Annotated in this window: 12 protein-coding genes; 10 read left to right on the top strand and 2 right to left on the bottom strand. The window is 62.3% G+C overall.

All coding sequences use genetic code 11. The features are described from left to right. Positions 1-7: 7 nt before the first annotated feature. Entirely contained in the window at positions 8-439 is a 432-nt protein-coding gene (locus C1D09_RS14290; RefSeq protein WP_143974927.1) for a potassium channel family protein, read from the top strand. A 12-nt stretch (positions 440-451) separates the two neighbouring features. Here the strand turns inward: C1D09_RS14290 and hemN are convergent, their stop codons facing one another. After that, positions 452-1801, bottom strand: coding sequence for an oxygen-independent coproporphyrinogen III oxidase (hemN, locus tag C1D09_RS14285; RefSeq protein WP_143974926.1), 1350 nt, complete (start codon positions 1799-1801; stop codon positions 452-454). A 157-nt stretch (positions 1802-1958) separates the two neighbouring features. Between hemN and C1D09_RS14280 the strand changes: the two genes are divergently transcribed. After that, on the top strand, positions 1959-2687 hold the full coding sequence (locus C1D09_RS14280; RefSeq protein ID WP_143974925.1) for a Crp/Fnr family transcriptional regulator: 729 nt from the start codon (positions 1959-1961) through the stop codon (positions 2685-2687). Between the two features lie 2 nt (positions 2688-2689). Here C1D09_RS14280 and C1D09_RS14275 read toward each other — a convergent pair whose 3' ends face one another. Beyond that, positions 2690-3100, bottom strand: coding sequence for a hemerythrin domain-containing protein (locus C1D09_RS14275; RefSeq protein ID WP_143974979.1), 411 nt, complete (start codon positions 3098-3100; stop codon positions 2690-2692). Positions 3101-3342: 242 nt separating this feature from the next. Here C1D09_RS14275 and ccoN point away from each other — a divergent pair, with 242 nt between their 5' ends. The 8 genes from ccoN to ccoS all read left to right on the top strand — a co-directional run bounded on the left by ccoN (position 3343) and on the right by ccoS (position 11414). Next, positions 3343-4953, top strand: a complete 1611-nt coding sequence (ccoN, locus tag C1D09_RS14270; protein ID WP_143974924.1) for a cytochrome-c oxidase, cbb3-type subunit I — start codon at positions 3343-3345, stop codon at positions 4951-4953. Positions 4954-4962: 9 nt separating this feature from the next. After that, entirely contained in the window at positions 4963-5694 is a 732-nt protein-coding gene (gene ccoO / locus C1D09_RS14265; RefSeq protein ID WP_143974923.1) for a cytochrome-c oxidase, cbb3-type subunit II, read from the top strand. Positions 5695-5705: 11 nt separating this feature from the next. Continuing rightward, the gene (locus tag C1D09_RS14260; protein ID WP_143974922.1) at positions 5706-5855 is read left to right on the top strand and encodes a cbb3-type cytochrome c oxidase subunit 3; all 150 of its coding nucleotides are present in this window, start codon (positions 5706-5708) and stop codon (positions 5853-5855) included. Positions 5856-5857: 2 nt separating this feature from the next. Continuing rightward, positions 5858-6721: a cytochrome-c oxidase, cbb3-type subunit III gene (ccoP, locus tag C1D09_RS14255; protein ID WP_143974921.1), complete on the top strand. Its 864-nt coding sequence runs from the start codon at positions 5858-5860 to the stop codon at positions 6719-6721. A 202-nt stretch (positions 6722-6923) separates the two neighbouring features. Next, positions 6924-8483, top strand: coding sequence for a cytochrome c oxidase accessory protein CcoG (ccoG, locus tag C1D09_RS14250; protein ID WP_143974920.1), 1560 nt, complete (start codon positions 6924-6926; stop codon positions 8481-8483). After that, the gene (locus C1D09_RS14245; RefSeq protein WP_143974919.1) at positions 8480-8977 is read left to right on the top strand and encodes a FixH family protein; all 498 of its coding nucleotides are present in this window, start codon (positions 8480-8482) and stop codon (positions 8975-8977) included. The genes ccoG and C1D09_RS14245 overlap by 4 nt, the downstream gene beginning before the upstream one ends. Continuing rightward, the gene (locus C1D09_RS14240; RefSeq protein ID WP_143974918.1) at positions 8974-11265 is read left to right on the top strand and encodes a cation-translocating P-type ATPase; all 2292 of its coding nucleotides are present in this window, start codon (positions 8974-8976) and stop codon (positions 11263-11265) included. Before C1D09_RS14245 ends, C1D09_RS14240 begins: the two co-directional genes overlap by 4 nt. Beyond that, positions 11262-11414 carry a cbb3-type cytochrome oxidase assembly protein CcoS gene (ccoS, locus tag C1D09_RS14235; RefSeq protein WP_143974917.1) on the top strand — a complete coding sequence of 51 codons (153 nt, stop codon included), beginning with the start codon at positions 11262-11264 and terminating at the stop codon, positions 11412-11414. Before C1D09_RS14240 ends, ccoS begins: the two co-directional genes overlap by 4 nt. Positions 11415-11434: the final 20 nt, after the last annotated feature.

Below are 11434 nucleotides of genomic sequence, written 5' to 3'. Positions count from 1 at the left end.
ACAACCCATGGTCACAAATCTGTTCGCCGGCACGATCGTCATCAGCCTGACGGTCCTCATCCACACCTTCGGTCTCATCGCGATCACCCATGCCATGGCGCACCTCGTGGCTCGCTTCCGGATGCATGGCCGGCGCAGCCGAGTGATCGCGATGATCAGCGTCGTCATGGGCCTCTTTGGCGTCATCACGGCCGAGGTGTGGCTGTGGGCCGGCGTGTATCTTGAACTCGGCGTGCTGCCGGACTTCGAGACGGCGCTCTATTTTTCCACCATCACCTTTTCAACGGTCGGATATGGGGACGTGGTTCCCGCCCATGGCTGGCGCGTCCTGGCGGCGCTCGAGGGCGTGAACGGATTTCTGCTCATCGGCTGGTCGACCGCCTATCTGATCGCGGCGGGAACGCGTATCGGCCCGTTCAGGGTCGGCGAGCACTTCTGACCGGACCGGCGCTCAGACCGCCACTGAATGCCTGGCCGTGCCGGCTTCGAGGTACTTGTCGAACTTCGCCGCCACCGTCCTGACAAGCGGGCGGCTGTCCTTCGGAACGACGAAGTTTTCGCCATCGAGCTGAAGCAGAAGGCCGGCGCCGCTGATCGCAACTCGACTTGCCGTGGCCAGGAGCCTTTGGCCGACGTCGCCGAAGCGTTCGACCAGTTCGATCGCCGAGAAAGCGAAATGGCACATCAGACGCTCGATGATCCAGCCTCTCGCCAGATCGTCGACGCTGAGCTCGATGCCGCGCGCCACTGCCAGCTGTCCAGAATCCACGGTCTTCTCGTATACACCGGTCGCGACGATGTTCTGGGCATAGCCCTGGCGGTATCGGCTGATCGCGGAGGGCCCAAGCCCGATCAAAGTCTCGCAATTGTCCTCTGTATAGCCCTGGAAATTGCGACGGATCTTGCCGATGCGGGCCGACATCGCGAGCGTATCGTTCGGCTTGGCGAAATGATCCAGCCCCAGGGCCTCGTATCCGGCGTCCACGATCAGCCCGGCGGCGAGTTGCGATTGCGCCAACCGTCCGGCAGAATCGGGGAGCCATGCTTCGTCGATCATGGTTTGATGCTTCTTGAACCAGGGCACATGCGCATAGCCGAACAGCGCCAGCCTGTCGGGCTGCAACGTCAACGCCTGGGCGACGGTGTGAGCTACACTGTCAAGGGTCTGGTGCGGCAGGCCGTAGAGCAGGTCGAGGTTCACGGACTTCACGCCACGCGCGCGCACGGCGTCCACCACGCTCTTGGTCAGCAGGAAGCTTTGCTCGCGATTGATGGCTTTTTGTACCTTGGGATCGAAATCCTGGACGCCGAGGCTCGCCCTCGTCATGCCGATCGCCGCCAAGGCGTCGAGCCGTGCCTCATCCATGTCGCTGGGATCGATTTCGACACTGAGGCTGGCATCGTCTAGCACATCGAAACGATCCCGCAGCGCTTTTCCAAGCGACAGGATGTCCTCGGGCTTGAGCATGGTCGGTGAACCCCCGCCGAAATGGATGGCGCGCACCCGGCCCTTGCCGCGCACCAGGCTGCCAACCGTCTCGATCTCCCTATGCAGGGAGTGCAGAAAGGTCGCCACCGGCTGATAGTGCCGGGTCTGCTTGGTGTGGCATGCGCAGAACCAGCACAGCTTGTCGCAGTAGGGAATATGCAGATAGAGCGATATCTCATCATCGCTTTCGAGCGCTTCGAGCCAGGTCCGACAGACAGCCGCGTCAACCCCCGGGTGGAAATGGGGCGCTGTCGGATAGCTCGTGTACCGCGGTACATTTTCGCCAAGCCTGGCGGCCACTTCCGGTTGCATGTCGCCTTCCCTGTGTTTGCCAAGTCAAGGCAATGGCCGCAACCGCGCGCCAATGCCTTGATTTCGGTCAATGCCTTTGCACCGGACAAACTGTCACAAGGCTTTTTCAACGGCCGACACTTATCTTGCCGATACCCAGGGTCCCCGGACGATCGTGATGACAGTGCGTCAAGATGTTCATAGCGTCGGCATTCCCGTGCTTTGCCAATCATGCGAGGCGCGGCATCGCGGCGTCTGCGGTGCGCTCGACCCCGATCAGTTGGTTGGGCTCGCCAAGATTTCATCGAAGCAGACCATTGAACCGGGCGTGGAACTGATTGGCGACGCCGAGACCGTCGACAGCTATTCCAACGTGCTCTCCGGCGTGGTGAAGCTGACGAAAAGCCTTTCGGACGGGCGCCAACAGATTGTGGGGCTTCAGTTTGCTCCTGACTTTCTGGGGCGGCCATTCAAGGTGGAAAGCGCGATCAACGCTGAAGCGGCAACGGCCGTCTCCCTGTGCTCGTTTCCGAGAGCGTCCATCGAGAGGATGATTAGGGAATCGCCAGAGCTCGAGCATCGCCTGCTCAAGCAGACATTGAACGAGCTTGACGAAGCACGCGAGTGGATGGTGACGCTGGGGCGCAAGACGGCCGCGGAAAAAGTGGCGAGCTTCCTGCTGATGATTGCCAGAAACATCGATCCCGCGCTCGATCCGGCCACCAACACGACGAGCTTCGAGCTGCCGCTCACACGCGCCGACATCGCCGATTTCCTCGGGCTGACGATCGAGACGGTGAGCCGCCAGTTGACCCGCCTGCGGACAGACGGGCTGATCCGGATCGAGAACAATCGACATGTGACGGTGACCAGCCTTAAACGCTTGGCCAGTCGCTCCGGCGCCTGACCTCAGTCAGCGATCCCGATCATCGGCAGCACGTGCTCGCGTTCAAACGCGATGTGCCGGCGCAAGTTCTCGAACAGGCCGCGCAACATGAACCCGATGGCTTCGGGATTCTCGACTGCCTCGCCATGTCCGATGGCCAGCAGGGTTTCAGTCACCTCACCGGCAAAGCATTCGTCTTCCACATGCTCGGCCCGCAACCGTCGGGTCGAGGCAAGGTTCGCCTCGCTGCCGACCACCGCCTCCTCGTAAGCCGGAAAAATGATGGCCTCTTCGTACTGATGGATGCTGCGCAGAAGCGGCACGATCGAGTTGGCTGTGCTGAGGCATATCATCCGATCAACACCTGGCAGTGCGTCCGCGATTCTTTCCAGGGCATCGCAAAGGCGGAGCTTCTCGTCATGCCCCCGCCGCATCACCACGGTCGGGACGGCCTCCCGGCCGGCCGGCGTGGAGATGTCACGGCGGTTTTCAAACAGTGACGATCCTCGCACTTTCTCCGAGTTCAATGTCAGCCTCCGGTCTTTTGCAAGGCTTACGCTGCCTAATGATAACGCGGTGGGCTTTGACCTGGATCAAGGCGCCGTGGGCCCGGCTGAGGAATTGGTGCTGCTGCGGATTGTTTTCCGCGCACGGAATCCGAGGTCGGGGACATGTCATGAAATTCGGCACTGAAACTGTGGCTCTAAGCCTGTTTGCATTCGCGGCCCTGGTGGCCGCCGGCTTTGGCGTGGATGAGCCTTTCCGCCAGCATATGTGGGTGCTGTTCATCGTGCTGCTGGGCTTTGTCGCTGTTCTTCTGCGCAAGGCCAGTTTTGCGCCGGCGGCTCCGATCGATCCGTCCGCGTATATGGACGGGCCGATCCGCTACGGCGCCATCGCGACCATGTTCTGGGGCGTGGTCGGCATGCTTGTCGGCGTGATCATCGCGCTACAGCTCGCCTATCCGAATCTCAACATCCAGCCCTGGTTCAATTTCGGGCGTCTGCGGCCGCTGCACACATCCGGCGTCGTTTTTGCCTTCGGCGGCAACGCCCTGCTTTGCACGTCCATGTATGTGGTGCAGCGCACCTGCCGCGCCCGACTTTTCGGCGGCAATCTCGCCTGGTTCGTGTTCTGGGGTTACCAGCTTTTCATCGTCATGGCGGCCACCGGCTATCTGCTCGGCATCACCGAGTCCCGCGAATACGCCGAGCCTGAATGGTATGTCGACATCTGGCTGACCATCGTCTGGGTCGCCTATCTCCTCCTGTTCCTCGGCACGCTCCTGAAGCGCAAGGAGCCGCATATCTACGTCGCCAACTGGTTCTACCTCTCCTTCATCGTGACCATCGCGATGCTGCATGTGGTCAACAACCTGTCGATGCCGGCCTCCTTCCTGGGATCGAAGAGCTACTCCGCATTTTCCGGTGTCCAGGATGCGCTGACGCAATGGTGGTATGGCCACAACGCGGTCGGCTTCTTCCTGACGGCAGGCTTCCTCGGCATGATGTATTACTTCGTGCCCAAGCAGGCCAACCGGCCGGTCTACTCCTATCGCCTTTCGATCATCCACTTCTGGGCGCTGATCTTCCTCTATATCTGGGCCGGCCCCCATCATCTTCACTATACCGCCCTGCCCGATTGGGCGCAGACGCTCGGCATGGTGTTCTCGATCATGCTCTGGATGCCATCATGGGGCGGCATGATCAACGGCCTGATGACGCTGTCCGGTGCCTGGGACAAGATCCGCACCGACCCGATCATCCGCATGATGGTGATCGCCATCGCCTTCTACGGCATGTCGACCTTCGAAGGCCCGATGATGTCGATCAAGTCGGTCAATTCGCTCAGTCACTACACCGACTGGACCATCGGCCACGTCCATTCCGGCGCACTCGGCTGGGTTGGCATGATCTCGTTCGGCGCGATCTACTACATGGTGCCGAAACTGTGGAACCGCGAGCGCCTCTATTCGCTGCGGCTGGTCACTTGGCACTTCTGGCTGGCGACGCTCGGTATCGTTGTCTACGCCGCGGTCATGTGGGTGTCCGGCATCATGCAGGGCCTGATGTGGCGCGAATACGACGAGCAGGGCTTCCTGGTCTATTCCTTCGCCGAGACGGTCGCCGCCATGCATCCCTACTACGTCATGCGCGCCATCGGCGGAGCCATGTACCTGTCGGGCGCCCTGATCATGGCCTGGAACATCACCATGACGATCCTCGGCCGCCAGCGCCAGGAGCAACCGATACCGGGCTCCGTTCCCGCCCTCCAGCCTGCACAATAGGAGCCAGAAATGGGCTTGATGGACAGACACGCGATCATCGAGAAGAACGCGACGCTTCTTCTCGTTGGTTCCCTTCTGGTGGTGACGGTCGGCGGCATCGTCGAGATCGCCCCGCTCTTCTATCTCGACAATACGATCGAGAAGGTCGAAGGCATGCGGCCTTACTCGCCGCTCGAACTCGCCGGCCGCAACATCTATGTGCGGGAGGGCTGCTACCTCTGCCACAGCCAGATGATCAGGCCATTCCGCGACGAGGTCGAGCGCTATGGTCACTACAGCCTGGCGGCGGAGTCGATGTACGATCACCCGTTCCAATGGGGATCGAAGCGAACCGGGCCGGATCTGGCCCGCGTCGGCGATCGCTACTCGAACACGTGGCATGTGCAGCATCTGTCCGATCCGCGATCGGTGGTGCCGGAATCGATCATGCCGAGCTATGCCTTCCTCAAGGACACGCCGATCGAGGTGAAGGACTTCTCGACGCATCTGGTTGCGAACAGGCGCGTTGGCGTCCCGTACTCCGACGACATGATCGCGCAAGCCAACGCCGACTTGATGGCGCAGGCCGATCCCAACGCCGACACATCCGGCCTTCTGGCCCGCTATCCGAAAGCGAAGGTCGGCGATCTCGACGGCAATCCGCAGCAGGTCACCGAGATGGACGCGCTTGTCGCCTATCTGCAGATGCTCGGCACGCTGGTTGATTTCAAACACTACGACGAAGCCGCTGGTTACCGCTGAGGAGGATGACCATGGACTACAATCTGATGCGGGAATTCGCCGACAGTTGGGGCTTGCTCGCGATGGCACTTTTCTTCGTCGGCGCAATCGCCTTCGCGCTCCGTCCCGGCGGCCGCAAAGAGGCCGAAGAAGCCGCGCGCATTCCACTCAAGGACGACTGACCATGAGCAACGAGCATATTGACGAAGTGTCCGGCGTTTCGACGACCGGCCACGAATGGGATGGGATCAGGGAGCTCAACAATCCCCTCCCGCGCTGGTGGATCTGGACGTTCTATTTCACCATCGTCTGGGCGATCGGCTACACCATCTTCTATCCGGCTTGGCCGATGCTGTCCTCCGCGACGAGCGGGCTGCTCGGCTACTCCAGCCGAAATGACGTCAAGAACGAGCTGGCGGCGGCCGAACTTGCGAAGGGCAAGTATGTCGCGGCAATTCAATCCAAGACCGTGTCCGAAATCGCCGCCGACGATGCGTTGCGTGAATTCGCTGTCGCTGCCGGCGGCGCGGCGTTCAAGGTCAATTGCGTGCAGTGCCATGGTTCGGGTGCACAGGGGTCAAAAGGCTTTCCCAACCTGAATGACGACGACTGGCTGTGGGGCGGCAAGGCCGACCAGATTCAGCAGACGATCACACACGGCATCCGCTTCGCGTCCGACCCGGATACGCGCATGTCCGAGATGCCGGCCTTTGGCGATATCATCACGCCCGAGCAGATCGCACAGGTCAGCGCCTACGTGGCGAGCCTCTCCGGCAAGGTCCAGGACGCAAGCCTGATCGAGCCCGGCGCCAAGGTCTTCGCGGAAAATTGCGTGGCCTGCCATGGCGACAAGGCAAAGGGCAACAGGGACCTTGGCGCCCCTGATCTGACCGATGCCATCTGGCTCTACGGGTCCGGTGAGGCTGCCATCGCCGCCCAGGTTCGCGCGCCCAAACATGGTGTCATGCCGGCCTGGGTTGGCCGTCTCGGCGAAACCAAGGTCAAGGAGCTGGCAGTCTACGTGCATTCGCTTGGCGGTGGAGAATAGCGACGGGGGCTATTCTCCGGTGCTTTCCGTCCAGGCGACGAGGCCCGGCTCTGCCGGGCCTCGATCTTTTTTGCGGAATGCGGCGATTGACCTGCATCAACGCGGCGCAACGCCGTCGGCGCCAAGGTTTGGATGACGCTGCATTTTGCCCACTTGCCCTGAGGCCAATCAGGGCCGGCGAAATGCGCAACGGGAGACACTGGTGCTGGACAATACACAGATAGAACGGCTCGAAGCCGAGGCGGTCAACTCCGCGAAAGTGCGCCAGCCGCTGTATGCGGCGCGCAAGAAGGTTTTCCCCAAGCGCGCAACGGGCAGCTTTCGTCAGTTCAAATGGCTGGTGATGGCGATCACGCTCGGCATTTACTATCTGACGCCGTGGTTGCGATGGGATCGCGGCCCGTTTGCCCCAGACCAGGCCGTGCTGCTCGATCTCGCCAACCGGCGTTTCTACTTCTTCTTCATCGAGATATGGCCGCAGGAATTCTACTATGTGGCCGCCCTTCTGGTCATGGCCGGCGTCGGCCTGTTCCTGATCACGTCGACGGTCGGGCGCGCCTGGTGCGGCTATACATGCCCACAGACGGTGTGGGTCGATCTGTTTCTGGTCGTCGAGCGCGCCATCGAAGGCGATCGCAACGCTCGCATCAAGCTCGATGCCGGTCCCTGGACCGCTCGCAAGCTCGTGCTGCGGATCTCGAAACACGCCATCTGGCTGGTCATAGGCGCGGTCACCGGCGGCGCCTGGATCTTCTACTTCGCCGATGCGCCGACGCTGGCCCGCGAACTCTTCACAGGCACGGCGGCTCCCATCGCCTACATCACCGTCGCCGTACTGACGGCGACGACCTATACGTTCGGCGGGTTGATGCGCGAGCAGGTCTGCACTTACATGTGCCCGTGGCCGCGTATCCAGGCGGCCATGCTCGACGAGCACTCCCTTACCGTCACCTACAATGACTGGCGCGGCGAACCCCGCTCGCGTCACGCCAAGAAGGTGCTCGCCGCGGGGCAGCCTGTCGGCGACTGCGTCGACTGCAATGCCTGCGTCGCGGTCTGCCCAATGGGGATCGACATCCGCGACGGCCAGCAACTCGAATGCATCACCTGCGCGCTCTGCATCGACGCCTGCGACAGCGTCATGGACAAGCTCGGCAGGGAGCATGGGCTGATCTCCTACGCGACGCTCTCCGACTATAACGCCAACATGATGCTGGCGACCGCGGGTGGCGCCACTTCGGTCAACCCGTCGCTGATCAGAACGGCTGATGGCCCGTTCTCAGACAAGGTGGCCCATTTCCATATCCGCAAGATTTTTCGGCCGCGCACCTACGTCTACATGGGTATCTGGTCGCTGATCGGCCTGGGCCTGCTGTATTCGCTGCTGACGCGAGACCGGCTCGAAGTCAACGTGCTGCACGACCGCAATCCGCAGTTCGTCACCCTGTCCGACGGCTCCATCCGCAACGGCTACACCGTCAAGCTGCTCAACATGATCCCCGAGCCAAGAACGATCGTCGTTACCCTTCAGGGCCTGGAAGGAGCCGAGATGAGCGTGGTCGGGATCGATCTGCCGGCAGGCCGTTCCGTTCCCATCTCGGTCGAACCCGACCGGCTGAAGATGCTGAAGGTTTTCGTACGCCAGCCGGCGGGCCAGATCCAGGGCACGGCACAGACCTTCAAGTTCCGGGCCGAGGACAAGGCGAGCTTCGAGTCGGACGAATACACCGCCACCTTCAACGCACCGGAGATCGCCAGATGACCGCCAAGGCGCAAAAATCCCGCGAATTCACCGGCAGGCACATGCTGGTCGTCATCGTTGCCTTTTTCGGCGTAGTCATCGCGGTCAATCTGACCATGGCGACGCTCGCCAGCACGAGCTGGACCGGCCTGGTCGTCGAGAACACCTATGTGGCGAGCCAGCAATTCAACAAGAAGGCAGAGGAAGGGCGCGCGCAGGCGGCCCTCGGCTGGACCGGCAAACTGACCATCGCCTGGGGTGAAGTCCGCTACAGCCTCACCGATGCCGCCGGAAAGCCGGTTCCCCTGCATGGCGTCAAGGTGCTGTTTCGCCATCCCGCCTATGAGAAGGAGGATAAGGCCATCACGCTCGCCCTCGGCTCGGGCCAGGACTTCGCCGCGCAGCATACGCCTAAGGACGGTGTCTGGATCGTCGAAGTCGACGCCGATGCCGGTCTGGACAGAGCCTATCGTGACGTCCGCAGGATCATGATTTCCCATGGGGCGATGGAATGAGCTGTTGTGCACCGGGCGCTGAAATGACGCTGGATCTGGCCGACGCGACATCGGTTCTGCCGTCCAGCCAGGAGATCAGGCTGGCAAGCCGATCGATCGGCGACAACCTTTGCCAGACTGACCTTTCGGTACCGACGGTCCACTGCGCGGCCTGCATCCAGACGATCGAGACGGCACTGGGCAGGCTCGATCGCGTCGAGAACGCTCGCGTCAACCTGTCGACCAAACGAGTTTCGGTCCAGTGGCGTGGCGAGGAGGCTCCGCCATTTTTCGCAACGCTGGGGCGACTGGGCTATCAAGCGCATCTCTTCGATCCAGAGACCGGCAAAGAGGACAAGACGCTTTCCGAACTGATCCGCGCGGTCGCGGTGGCGGGCTTTGCCGCCGGCAACATCATGCTGCTGTCGGTCTCGGTCTGGTCCGGCGCTGAAGGCGCGACCCGCGACCTGTTCCACTGGGTCTCGGCACTGATCGCCGTCCCGGCCCTGGCCTTTGCCGGCGGCATCTATTTCCGCTCGGCCTGGAATGCATTGCGCCACGGGCGCATGAACATGGACGTCCCGATAGCGGTCGGTGTGTCGCTTGCCTACGCCATGAGCCTCTACGAAACCATCAACCATGGCGACCATGCCTATTTCGACGCGTCCGTTTCGCTGCTGTTCTTCCTCCTGATCGGCCGCACGCTGGACCACGTGATGCGCGAACGGGCGCGCACCGCCGTGAATGGCCTGTCGCGGCTGGCGGCGCGCGGAGCCGTCGTGCTGCGCGGCAATGGCGTGCGCGATTACCTGCCGGTCGGCGAGATCGAACCCGGCATGGAGTTGCACATCGCCGCCGGTGAACGAATTCCGGTCGACGGCAATATCCTCAGCGGCATTTCGGATCTCGATTGTTCACTGGTATCCGGGGAAAGCAAGCCCCGGACCGTGGGAGCGGGAGTCCAGGTCCAGGCAGGCACGCTCAATCTCACTGGTCCGCTGACCATGAAGGCGACGGCCGCGGCGAAGGATTCTTTCCTGGCCGAAATGGTCCGGCTCATGGAAGCCGCGGAGGGCGGCCGCTCGCAGTACCGCAGGATAGCCGATCGGGTCTCGGCGCTCTACGCGCCGGTGGTCCACCTCGCTGCCTTGCTGACATTCCTTGGATGGATGATCGCTTCGGGCGACTGGCATCTGGCAATGACGATCGCGATTGCCGTTCTCATCATCACCTGCCCATGCGCGCTCGGCCTGGCCGTACCGATCGTGCAGGTCGTCGCGGCGCGGCGTCTTTTCGAGGCCGGCGTCATGGTCAAGGACGGTTCGGCCATGGAACGACTGGCGGCGATCGACACGGTGCTGTTCGACAAGACCGGGACCCTGACGCTCGGACAGCCAAGGCTGATCAATGGCCCGTCCATCGACCCGGCCATGCTGGCGATCGCAGCCGATATGGCCGCGCATTCGCGCCATCCCTTCTCGAAGGCCATAGCCGGTTTCGCGGGCTCTACCAGCCGACCGGGGCTCCACTCCGTCAGCGAGCACCCAGGCTTCGGCATGGAAGCCGTCACCGAGGGCAACACCTGGCGTCTCGGCCGGCGCGGATGGGCCGGATGGAAGGCGCGGACCGGCGGCGAAGGCAAACGTGGCGGCCATGGCGGGACAGTGCTTTCGAAGAACGGGATGATCGTGGCTACCTTTGCCTTCGAAGACACCGCGCGCGCCGACGCAAGGGCGACGGTCGAGCAATTGCAGGATGCCGGCATGTCGGTCCAGATGTTGTCCGGCGACACCGCCAACGCCTGTCGCGACGTCGCCGGGACCTTGGGGATCGAAGACTTCGTTCCGGCCTTGCTCCCGTCCGGCAAGGTCGAATGGATCGAGGCGCTGTCCAGGGAAGGTCACAAGGTCCTGATGGTGGGCGACGGACTCAACGATACGCCGGCGCTGGGCGCCGCGCATGTCTCGATGGCCCCGGCCACCGCGGCCGACGTCGGGCGCAATGCCGCCGATTTCGTGTTCCTGCGGGAAAGCCTCCTGGCTGTGCCCTTGGCGCTGGATGTTTCGCGAAAGGCAGGCCGGCTCATTCGACAAAACATCGCCATTGCCATCGTCTACAACGCGTTCGCGGTGCCGATCGCCATATCGGGGCACGTGACGCCGCTCATTGCGGCGATCGCGATGTCCGCCTCGTCGATGCTGGTGATCGGAAACGCCATGCGGCTGCAAGGCTTCACGAAAACGCCATCGCCTGAACGCGCCTCGCGCGACCGACGCGGACGCCCCGGCATGTCGGTCCAACACCCATGAGGACGCTGATCTATCTCATCCCCGTGGCGCTCTTCCTCGGAGCGCTTGGGCTGGGCGGCTTTCTGTGGGCCTTGAAAAGCGGTCAGTATGAGGATCTTGATGGAGCGGCGGAGCGCATTCTCATCGATGGAGATGAGCCGCCGAAGTGACCGCGCCTGCTCTGGGACCT

Source organism: Mesorhizobium intechi, from assembly GCF_002879535.1.
Classification (GTDB): Bacteria; Pseudomonadota; Alphaproteobacteria; order Rhizobiales; family Rhizobiaceae; genus Mesorhizobium; species Mesorhizobium intechi.
Note: the sequence above shows the minus strand (reverse complement) of the source record. Positions and strands in the feature narration are given on the sequence as shown.

Coding starts and splice junctions, on each gene's coding strand:
- C1D09_RS14260 (WP_143974922.1), top strand. CDS start 5,706: ATGGACTACAATCTGATGCGGGAATTCGCCGACAGTTGGGGCTTGCTC.
- C1D09_RS14245 (WP_143974919.1), top strand. CDS start 8,480: ATGACCGCCAAGGCGCAAAAATCCCGCGAATTCACCGGCAGGCACATG.
- C1D09_RS14290 (WP_143974927.1), top strand. CDS start 8: ATGGTCACAAATCTGTTCGCCGGCACGATCGTCATCAGCCTGACGGTC.
- C1D09_RS14275 (WP_143974979.1), bottom strand. CDS start 3,100: ATGCGGCGGGGGCATGACGAGAAGCTCCGCCTTTGCGATGCCCTGGAA.
- C1D09_RS14280 (WP_143974925.1), top strand. CDS start 1,959: ATGACAGTGCGTCAAGATGTTCATAGCGTCGGCATTCCCGTGCTTTGC.
- ccoN (WP_143974924.1), top strand. CDS start 3,343: ATGAAATTCGGCACTGAAACTGTGGCTCTAAGCCTGTTTGCATTCGCG.
- hemN (WP_143974926.1), bottom strand. CDS start 1,801: ATGCAACCGGAAGTGGCCGCCAGGCTTGGCGAAAATGTACCGCGGTAC.
- ccoP (WP_143974921.1), top strand. CDS start 5,858: ATGAGCAACGAGCATATTGACGAAGTGTCCGGCGTTTCGACGACCGGC.
- C1D09_RS14240 (WP_143974918.1), top strand. CDS start 8,974: ATGAGCTGTTGTGCACCGGGCGCTGAAATGACGCTGGATCTGGCCGAC.
- ccoO (WP_143974923.1), top strand. CDS start 4,963: ATGGGCTTGATGGACAGACACGCGATCATCGAGAAGAACGCGACGCTT.
- ccoS (WP_143974917.1), top strand. CDS start 11,262: ATGAGGACGCTGATCTATCTCATCCCCGTGGCGCTCTTCCTCGGAGCG.